25 protein-coding genes are annotated in these 25091 nt (G+C 40.1%); 10 read left to right on the forward strand and 15 right to left on the reverse strand.

The annotated features are described in order from the left end of the window. Positions 1-140 precede the first annotated feature (140 nt). Both GXP67_RS18860 and GXP67_RS18865 read left to right on the forward strand, forming a co-directional pair. Positions 141-1676 carry a sensor histidine kinase gene (locus GXP67_RS18860; RefSeq protein ID WP_162444564.1) on the forward strand — a complete coding sequence of 512 codons (1536 nt, stop codon included), beginning with the start codon at positions 141-143 and terminating at the stop codon, positions 1674-1676. A 94-nt stretch (positions 1677-1770) separates the two neighbouring features. Beyond that, positions 1771-2454, forward strand: coding sequence for a LytR/AlgR family response regulator transcription factor (locus GXP67_RS18865; protein WP_162444565.1), 684 nt, complete (start codon positions 1771-1773; stop codon positions 2452-2454). Between the two features lie 120 nt (positions 2455-2574). On the opposite strand, the gene GXP67_RS18870 is transcribed toward GXP67_RS18865, so the two are convergent. The 5 genes from GXP67_RS18870 to GXP67_RS18890 all read right to left on the reverse strand — a co-directional run bounded on the left by GXP67_RS18870 (position 2575) and on the right by GXP67_RS18890 (position 7956). Beyond that, complete coding sequence (locus GXP67_RS18870) at positions 2575-2970, reverse strand: hypothetical protein (protein ID WP_162444566.1); 396 nt, start codon at positions 2968-2970, stop codon at positions 2575-2577. Positions 2971-3297: 327 nt separating this feature from the next. Then, the gene (locus tag GXP67_RS18875) at positions 3298-4041 is read right to left on the reverse strand and encodes a YebC/PmpR family DNA-binding transcriptional regulator (protein WP_162444567.1); all 744 of its coding nucleotides are present in this window, start codon (positions 4039-4041) and stop codon (positions 3298-3300) included. Between the two features lie 112 nt (positions 4042-4153). Then, positions 4154-4942, reverse strand: a complete 789-nt coding sequence (locus tag GXP67_RS18880; RefSeq protein ID WP_162444568.1) for a linear amide C-N hydrolase — start codon at positions 4940-4942, stop codon at positions 4154-4156. After that, positions 4939-6744 carry a carboxypeptidase-like regulatory domain-containing protein gene (locus GXP67_RS18885; RefSeq protein WP_162444569.1) on the reverse strand — a complete coding sequence of 602 codons (1806 nt, stop codon included), beginning with the start codon at positions 6742-6744 and terminating at the stop codon, positions 4939-4941. Before GXP67_RS18885 ends, GXP67_RS18880 begins: the two co-directional genes overlap by 4 nt. 39 nt (positions 6745-6783) lie before the next feature. After that, on the reverse strand, positions 6784-7956 hold the full coding sequence (locus tag GXP67_RS18890; protein ID WP_162444570.1) for a helix-turn-helix domain-containing protein: 1173 nt from the start codon (positions 7954-7956) through the stop codon (positions 6784-6786). Between the two features lie 70 nt (positions 7957-8026). Between GXP67_RS18890 and GXP67_RS18895 the strand changes: the two genes are divergently transcribed. Further along, positions 8027-8740 carry a DUF2490 domain-containing protein gene (locus GXP67_RS18895; protein ID WP_162444571.1) on the forward strand — a complete coding sequence of 238 codons (714 nt, stop codon included), beginning with the start codon at positions 8027-8029 and terminating at the stop codon, positions 8738-8740. A gap of 118 nt (positions 8741-8858) precedes the next feature. Here the strand turns inward: GXP67_RS18895 and GXP67_RS18900 are convergent, their stop codons facing one another. Both GXP67_RS18900 and GXP67_RS18905 read right to left on the reverse strand, forming a co-directional pair. Beyond that, positions 8859-11129 carry a CotH family protein gene (locus GXP67_RS18900; protein ID WP_162444572.1) on the reverse strand — a complete coding sequence of 757 codons (2271 nt, stop codon included), beginning with the start codon at positions 11127-11129 and terminating at the stop codon, positions 8859-8861. Positions 11130-11133: 4 nt separating this feature from the next. Then, on the reverse strand, positions 11134-11763 hold the full coding sequence (locus GXP67_RS18905) for a hypothetical protein (RefSeq protein ID WP_162444573.1): 630 nt from the start codon (positions 11761-11763) through the stop codon (positions 11134-11136). Positions 11764-11974: 211 nt separating this feature from the next. Here GXP67_RS18905 and GXP67_RS18910 point away from each other — a divergent pair, with 211 nt between their 5' ends. From GXP67_RS18910 to GXP67_RS18920, 3 genes are all read left to right on the forward strand, one after another. Next, positions 11975-12544, forward strand: a complete 570-nt coding sequence (locus GXP67_RS18910; protein ID WP_232064501.1) for an RNA polymerase sigma factor — start codon at positions 11975-11977, stop codon at positions 12542-12544. 4 nt (positions 12545-12548) lie between these two features. Continuing rightward, on the forward strand, positions 12549-12770 hold the full coding sequence (locus GXP67_RS18915) for a hypothetical protein (RefSeq protein WP_162444574.1): 222 nt from the start codon (positions 12549-12551) through the stop codon (positions 12768-12770). A gap of 232 nt (positions 12771-13002) precedes the next feature. After that, positions 13003-13698 (forward strand): ClpP family protease, encoded by a 696-nt coding sequence (locus GXP67_RS18920; protein WP_162444575.1) that lies wholly within the window; start codon positions 13003-13005, stop codon positions 13696-13698. 26 nt (positions 13699-13724) lie between these two features. On the opposite strand, the gene GXP67_RS18925 is transcribed toward GXP67_RS18920, so the two are convergent. Then, positions 13725-15206 carry a sodium:solute symporter gene (locus GXP67_RS18925; protein WP_162444576.1) on the reverse strand — a complete coding sequence of 494 codons (1482 nt, stop codon included), beginning with the start codon at positions 15204-15206 and terminating at the stop codon, positions 13725-13727. A 261-nt stretch (positions 15207-15467) separates the two neighbouring features. Here GXP67_RS18925 and GXP67_RS18930 point away from each other — a divergent pair, with 261 nt between their 5' ends. Both GXP67_RS18930 and recR read left to right on the forward strand, forming a co-directional pair. Further along, positions 15468-15743 (forward strand): ATP-dependent Clp protease adaptor ClpS, encoded by a 276-nt coding sequence (locus tag GXP67_RS18930; RefSeq protein WP_162444577.1) that lies wholly within the window; start codon positions 15468-15470, stop codon positions 15741-15743. 312 nt (positions 15744-16055) lie between these two features. Then, entirely contained in the window at positions 16056-16661 is a 606-nt protein-coding gene (gene recR / locus GXP67_RS18935) for a recombination mediator RecR (protein WP_162444578.1), read from the forward strand. A gap of 138 nt (positions 16662-16799) precedes the next feature. Here the strand turns inward: recR and GXP67_RS18940 are convergent, their stop codons facing one another. The 3 genes from GXP67_RS18940 to GXP67_RS18950 form a co-directional block, all read right to left on the reverse strand. Next, positions 16800-17309, reverse strand: a complete 510-nt coding sequence (locus tag GXP67_RS18940) for an anti-sigma factor family protein (protein ID WP_162444579.1) — start codon at positions 17307-17309, stop codon at positions 16800-16802. An 87-nt stretch (positions 17310-17396) separates the two neighbouring features. Further along, positions 17397-17966 carry an RNA polymerase sigma factor gene (locus GXP67_RS18945; RefSeq protein WP_162444580.1) on the reverse strand — a complete coding sequence of 190 codons (570 nt, stop codon included), beginning with the start codon at positions 17964-17966 and terminating at the stop codon, positions 17397-17399. 75 nt (positions 17967-18041) lie between these two features. Next, positions 18042-18731, reverse strand: coding sequence for a porin family protein (locus GXP67_RS18950; RefSeq protein ID WP_162444581.1), 690 nt, complete (start codon positions 18729-18731; stop codon positions 18042-18044). Between the two features lie 279 nt (positions 18732-19010). Between GXP67_RS18950 and GXP67_RS18955 the strand changes: the two genes are divergently transcribed. Continuing rightward, a complete protein-coding gene (locus GXP67_RS18955) occupies positions 19011-19418 on the forward strand; it encodes a DUF6249 domain-containing protein (RefSeq protein ID WP_162444582.1) in 408 nt (135 codons plus the stop codon). A gap of 104 nt (positions 19419-19522) precedes the next feature. Then, positions 19523-21859, forward strand: coding sequence for a penicillin-binding protein 1C (gene pbpC, locus GXP67_RS18960; protein ID WP_162444583.1), 2337 nt, complete (start codon positions 19523-19525; stop codon positions 21857-21859). Positions 21860-21953: 94 nt separating this feature from the next. Here the strand turns inward: pbpC and GXP67_RS38305 are convergent, their stop codons facing one another. From GXP67_RS38305 to GXP67_RS18980, 4 genes are all read right to left on the reverse strand, one after another. Further along, the gene (locus GXP67_RS38305; RefSeq protein ID WP_162447977.1) at positions 21954-22271 is read right to left on the reverse strand and encodes an AAA domain-containing protein; all 318 of its coding nucleotides are present in this window, start codon (positions 22269-22271) and stop codon (positions 21954-21956) included. After that, positions 22261-23289: a DEAD/DEAH box helicase gene (locus GXP67_RS18970; RefSeq protein ID WP_317170146.1), complete on the reverse strand. Its 1029-nt coding sequence runs from the start codon at positions 23287-23289 to the stop codon at positions 22261-22263. The genes GXP67_RS38305 and GXP67_RS18970 overlap by 11 nt, the downstream gene beginning before the upstream one ends. Positions 23290-23294: 5 nt before the next feature. After that, positions 23295-23732, reverse strand: a complete 438-nt coding sequence (locus GXP67_RS18975; RefSeq protein WP_162444585.1) for a hypothetical protein — start codon at positions 23730-23732, stop codon at positions 23295-23297. A 248-nt stretch (positions 23733-23980) separates the two neighbouring features. After that, entirely contained in the window at positions 23981-25021 is a 1041-nt protein-coding gene (locus GXP67_RS18980; protein ID WP_162444586.1) for a Hint domain-containing protein, read from the reverse strand. Between the last annotated feature and the right edge of the window lie 70 nt (positions 25022-25091).

The following is a 25091-nucleotide window of genomic DNA, read 5'->3' on the forward strand; positions in this document are numbered from 1 at the left end:
GCTCATCTGTTCATCATTCAATAACATGATTTACATTCCATATATTTACTTTGGACTCGTCACTATTTCGCAGGTTTTCATCACTTTTATTATATTTCATTTTTGCTTTCAATTAACATTGTACACTTATAACTGATACAATGAAAGATTTAGTGATCAAACCTGAAAGTTTGCCCAAACCGGAATTCTGGGCAGCTACTACTATTTATGTGTTCTCAGTATTTTTCCTGATAACACCTGCCCTCGAAAATGAATTTGCAACCATACGAACCTGGAACAGTTATTTTTTTGAAGAGCAGAACCTCGCATTTAACTATTACCAGCATTATTTTGTACCCCAGCTTATTAGGAACACAGTGCTGTATCTGGCTTTTCTAGTGTTGAATTTTACGGTATTACCCAAACTTACCCGCAAAGAAGCACTGGTACAAAACATTTTGTTTATACTCTTAACTTTTGTTGTTATTGGGGTAGTATTAGGTATTACTGACACCTATTTAAAAAATTATCTCTTTAACAGCTATGAAACAGAGCAGGAAACATATAATATTCTATTTCAGAATAGTTTTCTGTACGCCTTCTGGCTTCTGTTGCTTTTTGGTTTCTATGCTGTTATTAAGTTCGCAAGTTTATATTTATTAACTCATTCAGAGGCAATTCAATCCAGATATGGATTAATCACACGTGATGTGCTGACAGCTATTGTGGTATGGATGATAGGTATGTTCCTGTTGATGATGGGAAATGCAGACGGGCAAATCATTGTGGGCGCAGGTATACTCATTCCTTTGGCTATTTTATTATATGGTTACTCCTTTTATTCCCTGATCCCCATTTCATTACGGAAAAAGAAACCTTTCAAGGCGTACATGCTGCGTATTGTACTTATGTTGGTTATCTCATCGATTCCAGTCTTTTTGATTGGGTTATTATTGACAAATAGAGAAGAAGCAGGATTGGTGTACAGCATGCTGAATGCTCCTTTTCAACTCCTTTTTACTGCACCACTTTCATGGATATTGTACAAGCGGCAAATGACAGGCAAAGAGGAAATGTATGTGCTGCAGAGAGAATTAGGACAAACCAACGCTAATTTTGATTTTCTGCGTTCCCAGATTAATCCTCACTTTCTATTTAATGCACTCAATACCATTTATGGCACGGCTATCCAGGAAAAAGCCGAACGGACCTGCGAAGCTGTAGAAAGGCTGGGTGACATGATGCGGTTTATGTTGCAGGAAAACATGCAGGACAAAATCTCTCTGACCCGCGAAATAGATTACCTGAATAATTATATTGGCCTGCAAAGGCTACGTACCGATCCCAACCCTGCTATCCGGATTGATACTGATATTGAGCAGCCACCCGTCCCTATCCAGATTGCACCTATGCTCCTGATTCCGTTTGTAGAAAATGCGTTTAAACATGGAATCAGTCTCCGGGAGCCTTCTCACATAAAAGTAACATTAGATGTAAAAGACAATGCTGTGTACTTTGATGTAAGTAACAGCAAGCACCTGAAGCCAGACAATGACCCTGAAAAATACAAAAGCGGTATTGGATTAAGCAATGTAAAGCAACGGCTGGAATTATTGTATCCGGAAAAGCATGAGTTAATCATCCGTGAAACAGGAAAAGAATATTTTGTTCACTTAACCCTGCAATTAAATGGATAATGGAAAATGGATAACTCAAACAATGACAATCAATCATCATGATTATGCTAATCTTTGATCAACTTTCCATTATCCATTTTCAATTAACAAAACTATGAAAGCCATAGCCATTGATGATGAACCCATTGCTTTAGAAATTGTAAAATCGCATGCAGCTAAGGTGCCTTTTCTGGAACTGAAAGGGGAATTTACAGATGCATTTAAGGCATTAGAATACCTTCAGAGAGAGAATATCGACCTGATTTTTCTGGACATTAAAATGCCTGATATTTCGGGCATTGACTTTTTTAATAGCTTACAAAAAAAACCACTGCTTATATTTACTACTGCCTATACCGAACATGCCGTCACCAGCTTTGAAATGGATGCGGTAGATTACCTGTTGAAACCCTTTTCACTGGCCCGTTTTGTAAAAGGTTGTAATAAGGCATATGAACTATACAACGCCCGAAATGCCAGCCAGAATCTGGATCATATCTATATTAAAACCGGATATGAGCAACTGAAGGTCTTATACGAAGATATACTCTATATAGAAGCCGCCGGTAATTATGTGACCTTCGCGTTAAAAGATAAAAAAATTCTGTCCCGGAGTACATTTGTCGAGGCCATTAACCTGCTTCCAACAGATAAATTTGTGCGCGTACACCGTTCCTATCTGGTGGCAATTAATAAAATCGACAAAGCTGAAAGGCATCAGGTTACGATCAACAACACCAAAATACCACTCAGTGAAGCCTACCGGCAGAATCTCACCGCTTTTCTTTTCAAAAGTTGATATATTCTTCCTGCTAATTCATAGTAATAGCAAAAGTGCTGTGGAATCATCTACAGCACTTTTGCTTTTATTATGACCATAAATTCTGATATAATGCCTCTAACAACCAGCAACGATTTTTTACTCTACCAGTTGAATCATGATTTTTCCAGGCAATCCAATGCGGTGATGTATGTCATTATGACCAGAAGAGTTAATGCTGATGAGTATCGTATCTGCTGCTTTTCCGGATAGTTGTATGCTGGTTTGATCTGATGTAAGCGGCCACAATACTTTATAGGTAATGGGATGTGTTTCTATTTCCTGCATTTTCGCAAAAAGACCATAGCTTTTTGTTTTACTCACACTCATAGGACAGACTTCTTCTACAATCAGCACAATTTTACGCTCATCTCTTGCTTTCCGGCATACATGCTCTTTTGTAGAAGCGGCCGAAGTGTGTGGGCCAATTTCAAACCAATCACTTGAACTAAATAAGCCCATTACAAACAATACGCTGGTATATAAGATTTTCATGGCAAACAAAATTTATCAGTTAGGTAGGAGTAAGGAATCTGGTTTATGCTTTGTATGAATAACAGGAAAGAATGGGTGCTTATACTGAATAAATACCCCACCACTCTCGTCCATAATTGATGATACAAGATTAATCACTATTCCCAACAGGATAAACTAAATGTGATGAAAAGCGGGAAAAAAGGGATAAATTAAACTAATCCTAAGGTAGGGTGTACTTTGCTGCAGAATAAGAGAAAAATTCGGACAAAGCAAGCTATAAATTACAATAGCGAAGGAATAATTCCTTCGCTATCCTATTATAAAATAGAGCTTTGCAATCAAGTTCTATATCAACTCCATCTGTTCTTCATTCATTTCGATATTGTGATAGACTTTCTGTACATCATCATCATCTTCCAATACTTCAATAAATTTCATTACTTTTTTAAATGCCTCATCATCCAGCTTTACATGAGTGTTGGGAATGCGTTGCAATTCAGCATTTTCTACTTCAATTCCCATTTCCTCAAGTTTTTTCTGAATGGAGCCAAAATCCTCTCTGGCACAATACACAGTAATATAGCCTTCTTCAAATTCTACATCTTCGGCACCGGCATCTATCATTTCGAGTGTAAATTCATCTTCATCGAATTTCTCAGGTTGTACAATATGAAATACACCTTTCCTGGCAAAAATAAATTCCAGCGAACCATTCGTGCCTAAGCCGCCGCCATATTTACTAAATGCAGAACGTACCGCTGCTACGGTCCGGTTGAGGTTATCTGTGGTGCATTCCACAAATACAGCAACCCCATTACTGGCATAACCCTCGTAGGTAACTTCCACATAATGAGACCCATCCGCACCGGTTCCTTTTTTAATGGCCCGTTCTACATTTTCTTTCGGCATGTTGGCCCCTTTGGCATTCTGAATAGCCAGGCGCAAACGTGGATTATTGGCCGGTTCAGGGCCACCTTCCCGGGCAGCTATGCTAATTTCTTTAATAATCTTGGTAAAAATCTTTCCTCGTTTGGCATCAAGCGCACCTTTTTTCCGCTTAATCGTTGACCATTTACTATGTCCTGACATAAGAATTATGCATTTTATTTCAAATACAATGCAAATTACGCAAACTCCCGAAAATCTGAAAGACTGAAATAAACAGAATAATAACAGACTGGACAATGGATGAATTCAGAAACTATTTGAATAAATAAGGCAGCAGTCGCTGTTGTTTGCCTTTTTGTAACTCATTTGCCAAATTCAGTTTGACTGAACGGCTAAAATCAGCTTTATTGAAAACATAAACTTCACCTCTGGTCAGGTCATAAATGGTAGAATACACCGTTAATTCCTGCTGATGTGTTTGCGAAAGAATATGGGTTATGTTTGATACTGTGGCTGCAGAATCTTTTTGTAAAAGTAAGTTAGCCTTTTGAAACCGTTGACACACTGGTTCATTGCCATATTCCGGATTAGTTATGTTGAAATTGGTAAGCAACTGGTACGACTGATTATTCCGGTAGTGATAGGTTAACTCACCCTCATAAGCGCCAATAATTACAGAGTTTCCCCTTTTGTCTGCAAAAGAAACGTGTACTTTTTGCAAGTCGGGCACTTTATAGGTTTTTACAAATGCAACAGCTTCTTCTACCGTAGCGCAATTTTCCAGAATGGCTTGCCACAAATACCCGGTATAGGCAGGTTTATCAGAAAAATCTACCGACACAAAAGGGGTTGCTGTGCCATCGAAAAATAATCCGGCAGTGTTCATTCCTCCCTGAATATATTCCTCAGAAGCAAAGCCGAATCCAACGAATCCATATTTCTTTCCTGTAGGAGGTACAACCATCACCTGTGAATCCTGGGCATACCAATCCTCATGATTACCTACCAATACTTGTTTTCCATCCGCAATAACCAGAATCAGGCAGGCCGTGGCTGGTTGAATGAATAAGAATAAAATAAGAAATGCAATAACTCTGTTCATTTTTGTAGGAGTTGTGTTTGATTGAATTGAACCTGAATATCAGGCCGCATTTTAGGTCCATTGCCCGGGAAATATGCATACACAGCCAGACCTACCTGTACCTGTGTTGAAAAGTATTTCCGTTCGATAGTTTTGAGCACTTCCCATGTGGCTTCATGCATTCCTCTGGCATACAGATGAAATACAGAACCACTACGTTCAATGCGGATTTGCCAGCTGCGTTCTTCTATTTTTACTGGGTTTACAGCTGAATTTCCATCCAGAGTGTTTTGGACAAATAGTTTCAGATTGTTGTTGCCACCTGTACCGATTCCCAGAAAAATGTGATTTTCATTTGCCTGCATTGTATCCCGGATCAATATACCGCCAGCCTGAAATCCCCGGTCTGGTGATTGTGTAGAGTCGCTTGCTTTGTTGATAGATACTACAGTTTCCCATATAAAATCGCCCCTGGCTGGTTGATAAAGTAAAGGACCAGTTGCATCATCTTTCCATTCGCATTTTACCAATGGTTTTATATAAATACTGGAGTCTTTCTGGTATACTCTTACCAAAGCCGGTTGCAAAACCTGCCAATTTGTATCTTGTAGTGGTTGAAAATCTTCTTTTCCCTGAATACTGGCTACAATTTCCCGTAAAGCTGTAGTCGGACGGAGAATATTATTTTCACCCCAGAAAGCATCATTATAGTCCGTTGCCAGGTTGATAACCAGATTTCCTTTTTGCCATACAGCCGCTTTTGGTAAGGGGCTGACAGCTTCCTTGGACTGTTCAGTAATTAATAGTTCACTGGAAATGTCAAGGTGTGTGTCTATCTCTTTTCTGGGTTGTTTGTAGGCAATACCTGTTTGCATGTTCACCGACGACAAAGCCCATTTGCTACTATCTGGCTGATAGGTTACGGTAATATTCTGGTAAAGCTGTTTAAAATCAATATTGAGCAAGCCAGCTATCAGTTTGTCTTCTCCATTTAAATGTTTGATATAGGATAAACCTTTCTGGCTAAAGCTAGCCTGATACCGGACAAGGGCAAAATGATTGGCTTCAATAAACAAAGTTCCTTGTTGCAAGGCTTCTTTTACTGTAGCTTTCTGGTCAAACCCAATAACAAAAATCTTTTGCCCATCTAGATAGGTAATGGAATCGAGTTGATATTCATATTTGTCCTGGTATTTATGTTGCAGAAAAGTAGGCGGAGTAAGTCGTATGTCTAATCCTGCCAGTAATAGCGGCATACCACCAGGATGGAAATCCTCAAACAAACGGGTGACTTTTACTTCTTCGCTTGCCCGGCCCTGAACGAGTTGTAACTGAACATTTTCTTTCTGCCCGGGAAACGTGAATACATTAAATACAGCTTCGGCCACTGACAGATAATCAGTTGAATCCCGGATGATCTCACGGTAAAAGGCTTTGGCTTTTTGTGGTTGTTGCAAATAGTTCGTAGGAATGGCACGAATGGTTTTAAGGATAATGTTGTAGGCACTTTCCTGTACAATTTCTACGGCTGAAAGCTCGTATACTGCCTCAGTTAAGGCAATTTGCAAGGTGTCTCGTACAGCAACTTTTACAGTCTGATACCCTATATGCGTGATTTTTAATGAATCTACGTCGGACGGTACTATAAACTGAAAATATCCTTCCGGGTTAGAAATAGTGCCCATGGTTTTGCTGTCGGTAGTAAGTATATATGCGCCAGGAATACCATCTCCATTTTTTGCATCTGTGATTCTGCCTGAAATGGTTTGTGCCCAGAGGTGTAGCGGCCCCATCCAGAAAAGTAAAAAGATGCAGTATTTCATGAATTTGTTTTTGACACAAATATGCGGTAATCTGTATGTCTATTGTCCCGTTTGTTCAATCCGCACTTCTTCCCGGTTCAATTTCCGGAATTCGCCAGGGGTATATCCGGTTAATTTTTTAAAAGCAGTGTTAAAAGCCGTTTTAGAATTAAAGCCAGCTTCATAGCCTGCGCCCACCACAGAATAATGTGATTTTTTAGGATCAGTAAGTATTCGTTTGGCTTCCTCAATCCGGTAAGCATTCAAAAAATCAGAAAAGTTTTTTCCGGTGCGTTCATTAATTACCTGAGAGATGTAAAACCGGTTGGTTCCCATATTTCTGGCAAACTGATCCAGCGTAAATGTGGGTTGAAAATAAGGTTTATGCTCAGTAAAAAATGCCAGAATACGGTTTAATAGAATCTGTTGGTCAGGTTCGGATAATCCGGAATGGGCATATTTTACTTCCTCTTTTTGTTTGCGACTTGCCTCAGGTTGCACCAGTGACCAGTAAGAAAAACCGTATACAACTAGTACGCATCCTGTTTGTACAGCAAATAATATCCAGTTACTGGCACTAAGTCCCATTATTCTCAGGTACATACCGATAAAAGCAACTAAATAGATAGCAGCCAATGTTCCGGTAAATGCTTTTAGCCAGTTGAGAATTGTATAGGTAACAGAAAATGCTTCTTTCCGGCTTTCCAGATGTATCCTGTTGAGAGTGAGAAAAGAATAATACAGCAAATGAATAAAAAGAATATGAGCCAGAACAAGTTCTGCTATTTCTCTTTCTATTTCTATAAGGAGATAGCCTGCCAGCAAGCCTAATATATACAGACCGAAACCTGCAAAATGCCCGATACTATTTCTCAATGAGAGGCTTTCACCCAGTAGGGATTTAACATAGAGTAACATAAGCGGGCCATATAGAAAAAGAAACCCTCCCAGAATTTCACTGAATAAGCCAGGAAGCATGGGTTGATACCAGTGTTCGGTAAGGCTTACTAATAATACACAAATAAAAGCACCCAGAAATTTATTAGCTTTCTGGTTAATTTTCCTAGTAAATAGCAAAACAGCCAGCAATACACCTTGCATAATACCCAGCCCAGACAAGTAATAAGACCAAATTAACATATCAATAGGAATAAGCAGATTCGAAGGGTAGATGCAGCATAAGCCCTGGAAGTTGCCTGAAGAAAGGTATACTTGCAGTTTTTGTTTTTTCAAATTATCTGCCCGTTCTGTGAAAAATGAAGAAATATCAACAAATTAGCACTGCCAACTACTATCCGAATAAATGCCGCATTATTACAAGGTTTTCAATACTTTCATTTTGAGCCTGTTGCTGTGCCTGTGTTCACAAGCATATGCACAGGAGCTTTGGACTGGCCTGACCTTGCGGGTGAAACCTTTCAAGCGGCTTACGACTGAAGTTGAGCAGCAGTTCCGTTTCGACAATGGCATTACCAGTCTGGCCACTACTTTCACAGAGTTTGGGGTGGGCTATGATATTACCAAACGCTTCGGAATAAAAGCTGCTTACCGCAATACCAATAAAACCGGCAGCGAACGGGTAGACAATGATAAGGAGCGGTTTTCGATAGAAACATCTTATGATATTGGAAGTGACGAAACCAGATTCGTGTTCTCATACCGCCTTCGCTACCAGGTAGCCCGAGAAACCACTAACCGCGAAAATGTAGACCGCGATGATTATATCCGAAACCGTTTCAGCCTCGATTATAACCTGACTAAGAAAGTATTGCCCTATGCCGCTACTGAAATATTCTACAAACTGAATCAGAACAAGGAAATACGGGCCTACTGGCTCACCCTGGGTTTAAAATCAACCATCAGCAAGAATATTGGGCTAAATACATTTTACCGGGTAGAATTGGAGCAGAATGTAAAATATCCAAAAACCAATTACATTGTCGGGGCGATGCTTACCTACCGAATTAAATTGCAGAAAAAAGATTCCGATGATGATTCCATCAGCAGCGACCAGTAGGAATTAGTTATTGGTTGTTGGTAGTATTCTTATGAAAATAACTGAATATATTCTGCCATTTGGAAACAGAATGACTTAAATCCTGTTTCTTAACTATTGATCATTTACTACTGACCAGTTAGTGGATGACCAACTTCTGATTATATATTAAATTTCCGTATTGTATTTTCAGCAGATACAATCCTTTAGGTAGATTTGAAACTTGTATTGGAGTGTTTTTTAAAATGCTGCCATCTTTAAACTCATTTGAGTACACTTGTTTTCCTGGAGTTGTAAAAATGTTTAGCCTCACCGGGAAGGAAGCCGCTTCGCCCAGGTCTACGGTAAAAACGCCAGTGGTTGGGTTTGGAAAGACAGAAAAGGGTAATGCAAAAAGAGAAGTAATCTGGTTATACATTTCCGGCGGCCGGTTGAGCGTAAACAAGCGGATTTCCTCAATATTCTCCAGCCAGTGATTATAGGCCGAAGGATTATTCCAGCGGTATACATGCTCAAACACTTCAGGCGCATACGTTTTTTTAAATTGTTCAATAATACCCATCACCCGCCCTGGTTCGAATGTAGTATTCAGGTGATACATAAACCGCTGTAGAAATTGTTTACGGAAAGACTCGTTTTTAAGCAGACTCCGCAGTAAAAAAGTAGACTGATCGAATCGTTCATGAGCTTTGTCTTTCGAAGTGTACACAACTAAGTGTTTTTGGGTATCCTGGATCATGCAGGCATCACAATCGAAAAACAGCCAGCGCCATTTGCCCTGGGGTGTTTTAGGCCGCCAGTAGCGCACATTATTGATAGGCCAGTCGTAATTGGCAAAAAATATCTGGGCGATCTGGTAATCAATAAAATTACCCACGTCCATCTGGGTAGTGATATACTGGTAATGAACCGGATTTTGCAGATCATTGTCAGCGATATAGCCCAGCATAGCATTGTAATGGGTTTCATCGCCTTCAATAATCTCTGTTCCCTCCAGGGCAAGTCCCAGAATATCCAGATTGTCGGGGTCTACGTTATGATGACTGGCAATATAATCTTTGTCCTGCCTTTCACGGATATTGTGAATGCCCCAGTATTCTCCATTGATAAATACTACTGATGGCCTGGTGGCCTGTAAATCCAGGTTCATATCGCGGATAATGGTTTGTACCAGCTCATCTTTAAATATAGTCGAAGAAAAATCAGCATCCGGCGTACGGAATATCAAGGTTTTGAACCGGTTAATATTTAAATCTGGGAAAAGCTTATAACTGATCCTGTCTTTTCCGTAATCGTCTCTGGCATATACCCGCACCGACTTCTGTGGATTTCCTCTGGAACCTCTGCCATGAATGCGGGCACCCAGTTCCTGTTTAAAGCCCAGTTGTTTCTTCTCATCAAAAAATTCCAGGTGAATCTGCCTTTCCCATTCCCGGCCGCTTTGAATAAAATTTTCGCCCAGACCATCATTTTCACCGATTACATAAATGCCATTTTTCTTGCCAAAAAAATCACTGCGGTCGGTTGCGATCGAAACAACCGGCAATGTATAGCGCTTCTGTATATGCTCATCTACAAAATAGGTATGGGTAATCACCTGGCTTGCCGGACATCCATCAATGTAAGCAATCGCCCGAATCACTGTTCCTTTGAATACTTCCCCTTTGGGCGGAATCCAGGCGGGAGAAGTTTCAATATCAGATACATCATTTTCCTGCCCTTTCCGGTTTTCAATGGAAATCGGACTTTGGTAAAGCAAAGCGCTTTCGTCCGGCTCTGAGCCATCTGTAGTATAAAAAATCCTGGTTTCAGGAGAATTAACAGAAAGCGTTAATGAAAAAGCTTGCGTATAAAATCCGCCCGGCGCTGAAAAAATAAGTGTGTCTTTTCCTGGTGTTACCGTTACTACCGGACTTTGGTTATTGCTGTTGCCAGGAGAAGGAATGGTCAGGTGAGTTTTTAATCCCGAACCATCTGGCTTATGCCCAAATGAAAAACCAGTGGGAATACAGGTTGCCGTAAATTCATCTACTCTTTGCTGGGTATTATTATATAAATACACCGATTCGCGGCCGGCACCGATCTTAAAACCGGTGTGTAATACTTCTCCCTTCCGGTCTTTGTCAGAAGCAAACACAATTAAAAAACTGCCTGGCTGCAAAGTTACAGCCGGAAATACCCATTTGTCAATTTCCAGAGAATCGTCGGTAATAGACCAGTTTTCCAGGTTTACAGCAACAGTTGAAGTATTGAATAATTCAATCCAGTCTGGTGTATCGCCATCTTCATCTTCCAGAATACCTTGGTTAGAGGCCATTATTTCATTGATAACGACCGTTTGTGCATAGAGGAACTGGCTATTGATCAACAAAAAAATACCAGTAAAATACGAAGCCAAAAGTACCTTCATGGTTTTACAATAAGATGCCTACCCTGAATGAAAGCAAATCGAAATTGAGATTGTCGCGGAACACCTGCTTACCGAAGGTTTCGTATTTGAGCATCGCAAACTGGTGCTTGTAATTCACGCTGAACAGAATAGAATATTTGTCCTTCACAGAAAGTTTATACCCGATGCCTGGACTAAACAGCAAGCCACCCTGGTAAGAATACCCTGCATAATCATTGGTATTACTGTTGGAAGCAAATGCGTAACCAAACTGAGCCGTTAGATAAGGAGTACTGTCTTTCTTCTTGAGTAAACCTTTAAAACTGGCGGTGAGCGGAATAAAGGTTTCAGTATCAAATTTTTCCACACCTATTCCCAGTCCATAATGTACCCGTGTACTCACTTGTATATCAGCTGTATACTGGAACAACTTGCCGGTTTCATATACAAAATTGTCATTGGAAAGCTGGCCACCCAGAGAAAATCCCACTTCAGCCGTATGATGCAAATTGAGCGATTTTTTGTCTTTATCCTCTTCTTCCTCCTCCTCATCCTGGGCAAAAACGGGCGTACACAGGCAAAGAAAGCAATAAATAAAGAAGCTTTTCAATAGGATAAACTTATGAGCAGATGGTCTGGAAAATGTATTTTTCAAGGATTTACTTTTTTATGTAAAGATAATAGTATGGTCATCTTTTCAAAATATACTCACATATAGGTAATATAGGAAAGTATATGACAGGCAATAAGCAAAGGCTTTGCAATATTCTCCGCACCATTTCGTACCTTAGACTATACTTCCGGAAAATTTTTTAGGTGAGTAGGGTGATAGTTGCAATAGTACCGGATTAACCAGTAAAAAGCGTATGGAGACAATGCTCAGTCCGGTGGCGGCTACAGATTTACGCCATAACCTGACCTTTAATCGTGAACAAACTTTAGAAAAATTATATGCCCGGGCGTACCCGATGGTTTTGCATTATGTAAAGCAAAACCAGGGCACCGCCGACGATGCCAAAGATATATTGCAGGAAGCCATTATCCTGTTATTTGAAAAAGTAATGCATGGCAGGCTTGAACTGACGGTTGCCGTAACTACCTATATTATGGGGATTTGCAAAAACCTGTGGCGGAAGGAATTAGAAAAACGCAGCCGCAAACAACCATGGAATGTAGATATAGAAGATAATCTCTGGGAAGAAATCACAGCAGAACCGGAAACCCCTGTTTTATCTTTAACAAATTATGTAGAGCAACTGGGAGAGAAGTGTAAAACTATTCTATTGTCCTTCTACTATTTTGGGCAGCGGATGGAGCAAATTGCTGAAAAGCATGCCTATAGCAGCATTCGTTCAGCTACCGTTCAGAAATTTAAATGCCTGGAAAGGCTACGTAAATCGCTGGCTTCATTAAGTATCGGTCATTTCAAAAATTAAGTACATGCGGCCCGAACTGGAAGATATACAATTGCTGGAAGCCTATCTGCACCATACCCTGGATGAAAATAAACGGATAGAAGTAGAAATCCGCTTGTTATGGGATCAGGAATGGCAACAGAAGGTAGCGTTGCAGAAAAGTGCTTATCTGGCGCTACGTCAGGCCGGCCGGCAGCAACTTCGCCGGGAATTACAAGCCATTCATACCCGGCTTTTCGGCAAGTAACATCTTTCAGGCTTTGAGCCTCCGGTTGGCAGCCACATATTCCTTAAAAATCATATAACCATCATGAACTTCTAAATCCTTCTGTCGGGAAGGCATAATATCTCATTGCCTTCATTGTCTATAGCCAGAGTTTAATCATTTGATGTCAGCCCAAAGTAAGGGCTGAACGGCCTCGCTTTGCCCAAAAATTAAAAATAACTATCAATTATCCATTTTAAACTATCCATTTCTTATGTATCCCTCTAATTATTTCAAAAGCGAATTCCGCAATTTTGCCGTCCATGACAGATATATCAACGGACTCACCGTAGACAAATACATGAACCACATTGAAAATATGACCCGTTCGGTGATTGAAGAAAGGCCGGTGAATTTCCGGGAAGTAGATGTATTCTCCAGGTTAATGGCCGACCGGATTATTTTCCTCGGCACTCCTGTAGACGATAATATTGCCAATGTAATTGTCGCCCAGTTCCTTTTCCTGGAATCAGCTGATCCCCGAAAAGACATTCTGCTCTATATTAATAGTCCGGGCGGAAGTGTGTATGCCGGGCTGGGTATTTATGATACCATGCAATATGTAAAGCCAGATGTAGCAACGATTTGTACGAGTATGGCGGCTTCGTTTGGAGCAGTATTATTGTGTGCCGGGGCTGCCGGAAAACGGTCGGCCTTGCCGCATGCCAGAATTATGATTCACCAGCCACATGGCAGTGCCCAGGGTCAATCGGTAGATATTGAAATTGCCACCAGGCAGTATGTACAACTCCGGAAAGAACTGTATGAGATCATTTCCAAACACAGCGGCCGTCCGTTTGAGCAACTCGAAAAAGATGGCGACCGGGATTACTGGCTCAAATCAGAAGAAGCCAAAGCCTATGGCCTGATTGATGAAGTGCTGACTAGAGAGGAAATGCTGGTGAGGTAATATAGTGTTTATAAAGATACCTGTTGTTATATCCTTCTACCAGATGTAGCAACGGGTATTTCTGTTGAGGTTTTCCGCCTGGAAAGCAATAGCAGACCCAAAAAGGTAAGAAATCCATTTAAAATCAATATCTCAAAACCAAATTTATAGCCACCCAGCCAGGTTTCAGAATTCCGGTTGATGATATAACAGATGATAGGAGAAACCAGGCAAACATAGGGCACAAACTTATCGCGGACAGGCAGTTTGGTGAGCATACCAAAGGCAAACAAACCCAGCAAAGGACCATACGTATAGCCAGCCGCTGTAAACACCGCACTTACCACACTGGCATCGTTAATGGCTTCAAATAACAGGATGATCAGGAAAAGTAGTATAGAAAATCCTACATGCACAATAAACTTAAGCTGCTGCCGCTCTTTTTCCGGACGTTTATCAAAATCCAGAAAATCAATGCAGAAAGCGGTAGTTAAAGCAGCCAGGGCAGAATCGGCACTGGCATAGGAAGAGGCTGTAATGCCTAATAAGAAGAAAATAGCTGCCAGCAAGCCAAAATGCTGTAAAGCCAGAGTCGGATACAGATAATCACTCCGTTCTGGTAAAGCAATACCTTTGTTCTGAGCATACAGATATAGTAAGGCACCTAAAGTCAGGAAAAGCAGGTTTACAAAGACAAATACTGTACAGAAGGAAAACATATTCTTCTGGGCATCCTGCAAATTGCGGCAAGTGAGATTCTTCTGCATCAGATCCTGGTCCAGGCCGGTCATGGCAATGGCAATAAATGCCCCGGCCGTAAACTGTTTCCAGAAATATTTACTGCTATTCACCTCCCAGTTAAATATTTGTCCATAGTCGCTCTGACTTACTGTATTTACCATTTCTCCCAAAGTAAGCCCCAGTTCCTGCGAGATCAGATATACGCTGATAATTACTGCCGAAATCAGGAAGAAAGTCTGGAAAGTATCCGTCCATACAATGGTTTTGATGCCGCCCTGAAAGGTATACACCCAGATCAGGAAAATAGTGATCAGCACATTTACCCAGAAAGGAATGCCCCACTGGCCATAAACCCCGATTTGTAAAACAGCCGCTACCAGAAACAGCCGGAAGGCAGCGCCGATGGTACGGGAAAGCAAAAAGAAGAATGAACCGGTTTTATACGACCAGAAACCAAAACGCCCTTCCAGATAGGTATAAATAGAAACCAGATTCAAACGGTAATACAAAGGCATAAGCACCGTAGCAATCACAAAATAGCCCACCAGATTCCCCAGCACAAACTGAAAATACGTAAACTGGGTAGTGCCTACATTGCCGGGTACCGATATAAATGTAACCCCCGAGAGAGAAGTGCCGATCATGCCAAATGCCACCAGATACCAGGGCGATTTTTTGTTGGCAGTAAAGAAGGTTTGCGTATCGGCATTGCGGCTCGTGAAATAAGCGATCACGAGTAACGCACCAAAATAAATAACCAGTATACTTACAACCAGAATAGGATTCATAGGAATATATCTTTATTAATTGTTGGTTGTTCGTTGTTAGTAAATCCTGTAGGTATGGAAAGTAAAACGTTGCAATATATCAATCTCCTTATGGTTAAAGAGTAATTATTGCACATGCTTTCTTGGTTTTCCCAGCAACGAACCATCAGTAAAATCAACCATAATTTTCGAATATCGGTTTTTTTAGTCATTCGTTGCAACGTTCCGGTAAAAAATCGGGTTATTTTTATTAATTTTACGTGCTGAAAATCTGAAAAGGCTATGCAAACTTATCAAGAAGAGGAAGTTGAGGTTTTAGAAGATGTAGTAACTTCAGACATTAAAGATCTGGTGGTTTTTAATGATGAAGTGAATACTTTCGATCATGTGATCAATACCTTGATAAAGGTCTGTAAACACACACCGGAGCAGGCCGAACAATGTACCCTGATGATCCACTATAAAGGCAAATGTACCGTAAAAATGGGCTCTTTTGAGGAACTTGCCCCTATGCGCAATGCGATCTGCCAGAGAGGTATTTCTGCTGAAGTAATGTAGTTTAAAAGTTATTAATCTATAGGCTGCAAATGTATTTTTTTATAGCTGCCGTACACCAAAAAACCTCTTTTCGGGTGCTCCTTTATCTACGAAAATTTTAGTAAAAAAGCAGAATAAACTTAGTTAATCCGGATTTATATCCTGTATTATTTTGTTGTATATTTCAGTGCAGAAGTATAACTTATAAACTTTCTGTCTCTTTGATTACATATTTATTATATGTGCTTTGCACCCGTTACAGAAGGAAATTTCAAGCTTGTTCTCTTCTGCATATATGGGCTGTTAACCATAGATTAATCCCTTAAAACCTATATGAATTTTCCTTCAAAACTGATTGAAAATGCAGTAAATGAAATGTCAAAACTGCCTGGCATTGGTAAAAAAACGGCCCTGCGGCTTGTATTGCATTTGCTGAAAAAAGACGAAGAAAATACTATTCATCTGGCGGAAGCGATCACAAATATGCGCATGCAGATTCAGTATTGCCGCGAATGCCATAATATTTCGGATGCAGAAGTATGTGCCATTTGTAACAGCCCCTCCCGCGATCGCTCCCTGGTGTGTGTCGTAGAGGATACCCGGGATGTACTGGCGATTGAAAATACATCGCAATACAAAGGCTTATACCATGTGCTGGGCGGCATTATTTCACCTATTGAAGGTGTAGGACCTTCGGATCTGCACATTGATTCGCTGGTGCGGAGAATTCCGGAATCTGAAATCAAGGAGGTAATTCTGGCACTGAGCCCTACCATGGAAGGCGATACCACGGCTTTTTACCTCACCAAAAAGTTCAAGCCCTTTAATTTGAAAATCAGCACCATTGCCAGGGGAATCCCGGTAGGCGGCGAACTGGAGTATGCGGATGAAATCACCCTGGGCCGCAGCATTGTCCGCCGGACAGCGTACGAATTGTAGGAATGTTGTTGTTGGTTGTTGGCATAGCAAAAAGGCACTTTCAGATTTTCCTGAATGTGCCTTTTATTATTTTAATAGTGTTTGTTCAAAACGGACACTATTATGTAATTCTATTAACGAACAACCAACAACGAATAACTATATCTGCCGCATTCGCTTGCGGAAATAAGGCTGTAAAAGGGTTTTATCTACAATGAGTAATACCAGAAATGCATTTACCACCATAAACAGAGTGAGCAGCAGCTCATTTTGCAGCAAACTTTGCAGAGTGGTGAGATCATAAGCGACATTAGCATCGGGCTTGCTGGGAGTGAACTGATTTTTAAACCATCCTACATTTGACGAACCAGAAAGCAAAACCAGTATCAATCCAAAGATAAAAGCCAGTGGAGCCAGAATCCGGCTATATTGAAAAGGCTGGTCAAATGCAGGAGCCGCCTGCCATTTTTCCATTAATTTTTCCGTAAAGTTATCCGATGGGCGTTCAAGTATGATCTGCTGTAGCTGGGTATCGAGTGCAGAAATTTCTGTATACAAGGCTTTACAGGCCGCACATTCCCCAAGATGGGTTTGAAAAACCGTTTGTTCCTCCACTGAGCATTCCCTGTCTGCCAGCCGGAACATTTCCTCATCACTTATATGTCTCATAAATATCATTCGTCAAAAGTCTTTGTTTTGGGTTTTATCTATACTTACCCAATTCAACTCAGGTAAAATAATTTATTTCATTATTAATTACAACAAGCTATGTGCCTCATTTTTCAGCAACTGATTTAATTCTTCTGCCAGCCGTTTTCGGGCACGGAAAATTTTTACTTTAGCCGTATTCGCCGCAATTCCAGTAATACCTTCTATTTCTTCCAATGAAAACTCTTTCAGATAAAACAAAGTTATCATGGTAACGTCATCTGGCGGCAGCTTGTTCAGGGCTTTTTGAATATACACTTGTTGCTCTTTTTGTTTCATGCCTTCCCCGGAATCACTCATGCCGAGTTTAGAAAGTTTAAAATCCTCGATCTGTTCGGTAGCCATCTTATTTTTCCGCTTGTTTCCGAGGGCAGCATTAAATACAATCCGGTAAAACCAGGTAGTGAACTTAGATTCGCGGTTAAACTGAGGCAAAGCCCGGAATGCACTCATAAAAGCATCCTGCGTAATTTCTTCAGCATCTTCACGGCTTCCCAGAATGCGATAGGCAACCGTAAAAGCATACTCCTTGTGCCGGTTAATTAACGCCCGGTACGCAAACTGATCACCCGTAAGAATACGGTCAATTAAAGCCAGATCTTTCTGATTGTCGTGCACAGTGCATTAGATACAGCCAGTTACAGCCAGGTTACAGGTGAAGATAGATTTTATTTAACTAGGTAAATTCAAAAATTACCTGCTGAAGTAAAATTGCAATCCCAAACTGAACCGTGATGGATCTAATGAAAAGGCGGCATATCTATTTGTGTTAGTATTTTCTATAGGTTCACTTATATTTCCTTGAATGGAAGTCCCTTTTGTTTTTGCTCTGGTAAAGCTATATCTAATTAGTCCTAAAGATACCTCAATCCCTAACTTATTGGTAGCGAAAAATACTAATCCGGGTGAAAAGGTAAATCCAGGTGAAAGGCTGGTGCGGTTTGATGTAGTTTTATCCTCAACATTGGCTACTCTAGATATTATCTCCGAATTCATGCGTTCAAATGAAAATATATTTGCTTGCCCAAAAACGCTTACTTTCTCATTCAGTTTTTTATAATACCGCACAAAGGGACTTATTGAAAAGGTTTTAAATATCTGAGATCTATAATTTTGTTCTCCAGTTAAAATTGTTTTCTGACTTGAGTAGTTTGGGTTCAAGCCAATAACCAGGTTGTTTGCAATAAAATAACCCAGTGAAGGCCGTACATGAAAGAAAGTCTGCTTTTCCTTACTAAAAAGTACGTTATTTAAATCAGTATCATCTATTTCATTGATAATACCAAAACTCCCTCCCAACAAGAAATTGCCTTTACTGGTTTGTGCGTAGCTGATCAAACAAATTGATACAAAAAAGAAAAATGTGCATAGCGTGGTTTTCATACTAAATGTGGATTTTATAAGTGACGGGCTGGAATATGATAAATATTACAAGAAATATAATAATTATTTAAAGATGATAAATAGTGCGTAAGAGAAAAGAAGAGTGAATTCTTATAGAACTTTTTGATACAATCGAGAAATACGCTATAAAAACTATGACAAAGTGATCTCCAATATTTTCTGAAATTTTTTCTTCCTCCCTGTAACCTTCCTGCTGAAGCCTGCATCATATGGGCAACATCAATAATTTCAACAGAACCATTAAAAACAAAAATAACAATGGAAATCTCTCCTATACTTATTCCAATATCTGCCATTGTCGGCGTATTTACCATGATCATCCTCATACGCAAGTTTGAGAACGACGAACGTATGGCCATGATCGAAAAAGGCTTAAACCCGCATACGCCAAAGCCCAGGCGTCCTCGTCCTAAATCGAATTCGATGATCACCTTTCATTTTGCTGCCATCTCCATTGGGTTGAGCTTAGGTTTACTCATAGGCTATCTGCTGGAAAGTGTGTTCAATATGTTTGAACCCGTAGCTTATTTTTCTATGATTCTGCTATTTGGCGGCATTGGCTTACTGGTTTCTTATGCCGTACAATTCAACCACGAAGAAAGAGAACGTGAACGGGAGCGGGAACAAGAAATAAAGGCTGAAAAGCAGTATTCAGACGACATATAGTACAGTATCCATACATCCAGTGGTAGACATGGTATAACTATGCAGTATAAAGCTTGTTTATCTTTACCAGAATACCTCGTAACTTACCGTCTGTTTCAGACTTCATGTTTACCACTGTTGCATCACTGTTGAGCAGAAAGATTATTAAAATCAGCCTGGGCATCATTGCCGGTAGTTTTTTGCTGTTTTTATTACTGCATCTGCTGTTTCCACTAAAACTCTTAGTTTCTTATTCCCAGATTATTACTGCCCGCGACGGTTCGGTACTGCATGGCTATTTAAGTCACGACGACAAGTGGCGCATGAAAACAGAACTCAAAGAGATTATTCCGCAACTGAGCAAAACCATTATTTACAAAGAAGACAAGTATTTCTATTACCATCCGGGCATTAACCCAGTGGCTATTGTAAGGGCAGGAGTTAATAATATACTCAAAGGAAAAACAACCTCTGGTGCTTCTACCATTACTATGCAGGTGGCCCGTTTGCTGTCGCCAAAAAAACGTACTTATGCCAATAAAGTGGTGGAAATATTCAGGGCATTACAACTGGAATGGCAGTTCAGCAAAGAAGAAATTCTGCAATTATACCTGAATCTTGTTCCGTATGGCGGTAATGTAGAGGGGGTGAAATCTGCTTCCCTGTTGTACTTTGGCCGTTTACCAGACCAGCTCAGCCTGGCTCAGATAGCCACTTTATCTATCGTGCCTAACCGGCCTACTTCCCTTGGTCTGGGAAAAAACGAAATACTGCTGTTACAGGAACGGAATAAGTGGCTTAAACGCTTTGAGAGAGATAATTTATTTCCTGAAAAAGAAATACAGGATGCCTTACTGGAACCTCTGGAAGCTAGGCGAAGGCCAGTGCCTAAAGTAGCTCCGCATTTTTCTTACCGGCTCAAAAGTCAGTTTCCGAAAGCCGATCAGTTGCCTACCACACTCAATCCTGCCATGCAACAGAAAGTGCAGCAACTAGCTTATAATTATAGTAAACGCCTGCAACGCTATAATATCAATAACCTGGCTGTGCTTGTGCTGAATAACCGCACGATGGAGGTAGAAGCTTATATTGGCTCACCCGATTATAGCGATCAGGCACATGCCGGGCAGGTAGATGGAGTAAAGGCAATTCGCTCTCCGGGAAGTACTTTAAAGCCATTGATTTATGCAATGGGAATAGATATGGGCAAAATCACCCCTAAAACCATACTAACTGATGTGCCCAGCAGTTTTGCCGGATATAACCCGGATAACTTCGATAAAAAGTTCAATGGCCGGGTGAGTGTAGAAAAAGCCTTGTCGTATTCGCTCAATATACCGGCGGTGAAAGTATTGCATGAAACCGGGCTCCCCATCTTTATTGACAAATTAAAACGAGCCAGTTTCCGGCAGATCGATAAAGATGAAAACAAACTGGGTTTATCAGTAGCGCTTGGAGGTTGTGGTGTAACCCTTGAAGAACTAACAGGCTTATTCGCTTCCTTTGCCAATAATGGCTATTACAGACCTTTACGTTACCTCACGCAACCAAAACCTGTTACGCCAGATACAGCCAGACAAGTGCGCATTGTTTCTCCGGAAGCGGCGTTTATGATCCATGAAATTCTTACCCAGGCTTCCAGGCCGGATCTGCCTAATAATTACCAGAATAGTTATCATGTGCCGAAAGTAGCCTGGAAGACCGGAACTTCGTATGGACGCAGGGATGCCTGGAGTATTGGGTATAATGCTACATATACAGTAGGGGTATGGGTAGGCAATGCCAGTGGGGAAGGGGTTCGGGAATTGACTGGCGCTGATATTGCAACCCCCTTGCTATTTACCATCTTCAATACGATTGATTATAATTCTACTAATCAATGGTTTTCTGCACCCAAAAGTCTGGCTTTCCGGCTGGTGTGTACCGAAACCGGACTTGCCCCGGATGATTTTTGTAAGAATCAGGCGGCAGATTATTTTATTCCATTGGTTTCCTCTACCCAAAAATGCACCCACGAAAAAGAAGTGGCCATTTCTATAAATGAATCATTCTCGTATTGTACCACTTGCCAGCCAGCTATCGGATTTAAAAAGAAGCGCTATCCTAACCTGACCCCAGATTTGATCGCCTATTATGATAACAGTGGAATCGTATATGAGAAAATTCCCAGACATAACCCGACTTGTACCCGCATTTTTGATAGTCAGGCTCCTTTAATTGTTTCGCCGGTACAAGGCCAGGAATACTTTATCGACAGTGATTCGCCGCCGGAACTAATGCTGAGCTGCCAGGCGGATAATGAAGTGAAGCAAGTCTATTGGTTTATCAACGACCAGTTTTATGTGACTGCCAATGCCGCAGAAAAAGTATTTTTCAAACCTGCTACTGGTCCGCTCAAAATCTCCTGCAGCGACGACAAAGGCCGGAATTCCGATGTGCAGGTTAAGGTAAGGGCGGAGTGAGATTTTTCGTTTAATGTGGATGTATTTCTAAATGTTGTAAAAGCTGCCCTATTGTACTATCGGCGACAATGCACTCTTAATTATAATTTCATTCTTATATTTCAATCTTCACTGCATCCTGATAAAATTCTTTAAAGGTATTCATCCATTCATCATACTCCAAGTTGTTAATGCTAGTGGAAAATAAAAAAGAACTACCAATTACAATCCTTTTATATCTCGGTCTGGTTATAGCGACATTTAACCGATTAGGTTTAAAATAAAATTCTGCTCTTTGTGTCGCATGGCCAGGGTCACTTGTCGTTAGTGAAATGATTATCACATCTCTTTCTTGTCCCTGAATTCTTTCGACTGTATCAATAACTATTTCATTTAATATTTTTTCAGAATTATCTCCAAAATCATCTTGAATAGTTTTTTTTTATTAATCTTCCTTGCGCCCGATATGGCGCAATTACAGCTATTTCGTTTGTTTCAACCCCGATATTAATTAATTCCTTTACTAATTCACTGATAATTTTTGCCTCTTCTGGTGATCTAATGCTTCTATTTTCATGTTTTAGATCAATGAATACGGTTGAGTTTTCTGGTTCTAATATATTCTTAAATTTTTGAGGAAGGGTTTTATATGAAATTAAAGAATTTGCCACTGATGGTGCAGAAATTAACGTATTATTATAAAACTTCTTGCTTGGAAATCTGTTAATGGCGCTATTCATTCTATACGTTATGTTCAGCATCGTTCCGGGATTTTTTTCAAAAAGCAATTCGAAAATTGATTTTGTAAGTTCTTTATTAGCATGTTTCGCTTGGATGATTGGTGGCATCTGTTGATGGTCGCCAATAAATATATATTTCTTTCCAGCAAGCATGCCAATAATACCCAATGGAATAGTTAGCTGTCCCGCTTCATCAAAAATTACTGTATCAAACTCAAAACCTCTCAATTTATTTATAGTTGCATAACAGGTAGCGCCTATAATAACTCCCTTACTCTCTGAATTATATAAATCAGTAGGTAATTCTTTATAGTTTTTAACTTCTCCTCCTTCCCAAATTAAGTCATCCGCATCAGTTTCCAAACCAATTTTAATTATATGCTCATATGAAGTAACTTTAGAAATTTTGACCAAAGCATTATTTATTGCTCTGTGAGTAAATGCAGTGATTAGGATATTTTTACCCATTTTTGCAAGTTGATGAGCGATGTGAGCAAGTAACCAAGTTTTACCTGTACCTGGAGGTCCTTGTATAAGATATATATTCTCAGCTGAGTAAGAATTGATAAATGCCTCTTTTTGTTTTTGATTAAATCCAAAATTATTTGATATTTCTTCTGCATAAATTTTATCTTTCTGATTAAATAAAGGAACTGCATCTTCTTTAATTAGCTTACGAATTATTTTTTCCTTTTCTGGGAATATCAGTATTTTATCTAATGCTGTTTTACAATTTCTCTTATATCAACTTTATCACTATCCAATATCCAATTTGGGGTATTTTGTATCTCTAAAGGAAAATGGCAATAGCCCTGTTGCTGTAGTTTTACTTCTAAAACAAGTCCTTTATCTTCTAAGATTTCGTATGAAAAAGTATTTACTGTACTTTTTGGATTGCCTTTATGAAGTATAACTTTGCTTCCCTTTCTGAATTTTGATGTATTTTCATTACATTCAAGTGTAGCTTTATCAGAAATAATTGATGAATAACCCTTGATTCTCATTCCTTTAATCTTCAAAAAGATATTTCCGATTGCTTCACCGGCAGCTATTCTTTCTTTGAGAGGCTTTGCCCATGTTTCTTCTATTTGTCGATTCTTTTCATCATACTCTTTATCGATAAAAAGTTTTAGTTCTTTAATATAGTCTATCATATTTTTACTTTTTGCTGATTATGAGTGTATGACCACGCCTTTTAAATAATATACATTGTCACTATAAAAAAGGTAAATGAAAATATCGAAAATCTATTAACATGACAAGTAGTCAATCAAATATTGTCACTTAGATAAGTGGTGAGAGACTGTAAGACAATTTAGTAGAAACAAATAAAAGTGCCTATACACCTGAATAAACGGCATATAGGCACCTTTATCAAAAGCAACAATACTGTTATAAATGGCTACTTATCCAGCACCACCGTATTGTTGATCAAAAAATTCTGTTTATCAGTTACCAGGTTATATACTTTTTTTACTTGCCGGGCTTCGGTTACTACCTGCATCACTTTATATTTTATAAACATGCCACTGGCGCTGTTATACTGATAGAGATATTCTCCTTTTTCCAAAGTTTCTATCGTTTTGCGGCCTTTATTGGTATACACCGGATGATTGGGTGTAGCTTCCAGCATCACACTGGGCACATACGCTTGCATCGAAGCCGTAGGCTCATCGCTGATCAGCAGCACCGAAGTAATAGTATACGCTTTATCAGCATGGGTATGAACTTCTTTTACTCTGGTAGTTTGTAATGCACCTGTAGCAGCATCAAAAGCGGCTACTTCGTCTCCGGCACGTACATCTTTGATTGCTTTCTCACTGCCATCAGCCATCCGTACCAAAGCCTCTTCCGGGAAACATACATCATAATCAGTAGCAGCACCGGCAACTGGTGCTGCCTGTCCGCCACCGGAGGCAAACATCGCACTCATTTCCCTGGACATTACGTACGAAAATGCAGATAATAAACCATTTTCCTGGGCACCGTATTCTTTCAGGTCGTCAATATATCTGGCCCATACCTCTTTCGGCGCATTGGGGGTAGGAATACACAAGCTAATGGTTTTGCTGTTTCCCGGCGTATGATAAAAAGCCACCATGCCCAGCTCTTTTTTTGTTTTGTTATCCATCAGTTTGTAGAGGTATATCTTCCGCTCGATGCCATCGCTGTATTTAAATACATAGGGCGGTTTCATCTGGTAGCGGTCCAGAATATAGGCATTCTCAAACTTTACATAGGTATCCTGGTCGAGGTTTTTGGGAATGAAGGTCTTTACTTTGTTGAATTCTTCCAGGGTAAGGCTGCGGCTTTCGGTTTTGGGTTCCTGAGCAAGTGCTTTTGAGAACAAACCTGAGGCACTTATACATACCAGGCATATGAAAATCCGGGCTACATGGGTAAAATAGGCATGCTGTTGGAAGGCATACTTGGGTGTGGACATAGGGTATAGGTTTAGGTTAGGTTGAAAAGGCAATCTTTTGGCGAATTCCAGCCAAAGCTATATTTAGCTA

It is taken from the genome of Rhodocytophaga rosea, assembly GCF_010119975.1.
GTDB classification, from domain to species: Bacteria; Bacteroidota; Bacteroidia; order Cytophagales; family 172606-1; genus Rhodocytophaga; species Rhodocytophaga rosea.

Bases quoted from the DNA above. Each gene is read 5' to 3' on its own strand.
- GXP67_RS18870 (WP_162444566.1), bottom strand. From the start codon at position 2,970: ATGAAAATCTTATATACCAGCGTATTGTTTGTAATGGGCTTATTTAGT.
- GXP67_RS18915 (WP_162444574.1), top strand. From the start codon at position 12,549: ATGCGGCCCGAACTGGAAGATATACAATTGCTGGAAGCCTATCTGCAC.
- GXP67_RS18875 (WP_162444567.1), bottom strand. From the start codon at position 4,041: ATGTCAGGACATAGTAAATGGTCAACGATTAAGCGGAAAAAAGGTGCG.
- GXP67_RS18895 (WP_162444571.1), top strand. From the start codon at position 8,027: ATGCCGCATTATTACAAGGTTTTCAATACTTTCATTTTGAGCCTGTTG.
- GXP67_RS18950 (WP_162444581.1), bottom strand. From the start codon at position 18,731: ATGAAAACCACGCTATGCACATTTTTCTTTTTTGTATCAATTTGTTTG.
- GXP67_RS18925 (WP_162444576.1), bottom strand. From the start codon at position 15,206: ATGAATCCTATTCTGGTTGTAAGTATACTGGTTATTTATTTTGGTGCG.
- GXP67_RS18940 (WP_162444579.1), bottom strand. From the start codon at position 17,309: ATGAGACATATAAGTGATGAGGAAATGTTCCGGCTGGCAGACAGGGAA.
- GXP67_RS18860 (WP_162444564.1), top strand. From the start codon at position 141: ATGAAAGATTTAGTGATCAAACCTGAAAGTTTGCCCAAACCGGAATTC.
- GXP67_RS18885 (WP_162444569.1), bottom strand. From the start codon at position 6,744: ATGAAATACTGCATCTTTTTACTTTTCTGGATGGGGCCGCTACACCTC.
- GXP67_RS18865 (WP_162444565.1), top strand. From the start codon at position 1,771: ATGAAAGCCATAGCCATTGATGATGAACCCATTGCTTTAGAAATTGTA.
- GXP67_RS18930 (WP_162444577.1), top strand. From the start codon at position 15,468: ATGCAAACTTATCAAGAAGAGGAAGTTGAGGTTTTAGAAGATGTAGTA.
- GXP67_RS18975 (WP_162444585.1), bottom strand. From the start codon at position 23,732: ATGATAGACTATATTAAAGAACTAAAACTTTTTATCGATAAAGAGTAT.
- recR (WP_162444578.1), top strand. From the start codon at position 16,056: ATGAATTTTCCTTCAAAACTGATTGAAAATGCAGTAAATGAAATGTCA.
- GXP67_RS18880 (WP_162444568.1), bottom strand. From the start codon at position 4,942: ATGAACAGAGTTATTGCATTTCTTATTTTATTCTTATTCATTCAACCA.
- pbpC (WP_162444583.1), top strand. From the start codon at position 19,523: ATGTTTACCACTGTTGCATCACTGTTGAGCAGAAAGATTATTAAAATC.
- GXP67_RS18955 (WP_162444582.1), top strand. From the start codon at position 19,011: ATGGAAATCTCTCCTATACTTATTCCAATATCTGCCATTGTCGGCGTA.
- GXP67_RS18900 (WP_162444572.1), bottom strand. From the start codon at position 11,129: ATGAAGGTACTTTTGGCTTCGTATTTTACTGGTATTTTTTTGTTGATC.
- GXP67_RS18910 (WP_232064501.1), top strand. From the start codon at position 11,975: ATGGAGACAATGCTCAGTCCGGTGGCGGCTACAGATTTACGCCATAAC.
- GXP67_RS18980 (WP_162444586.1), bottom strand. From the start codon at position 25,021: ATGTCCACACCCAAGTATGCCTTCCAACAGCATGCCTATTTTACCCAT.
- GXP67_RS18920 (WP_162444575.1), top strand. From the start codon at position 13,003: ATGTATCCCTCTAATTATTTCAAAAGCGAATTCCGCAATTTTGCCGTC.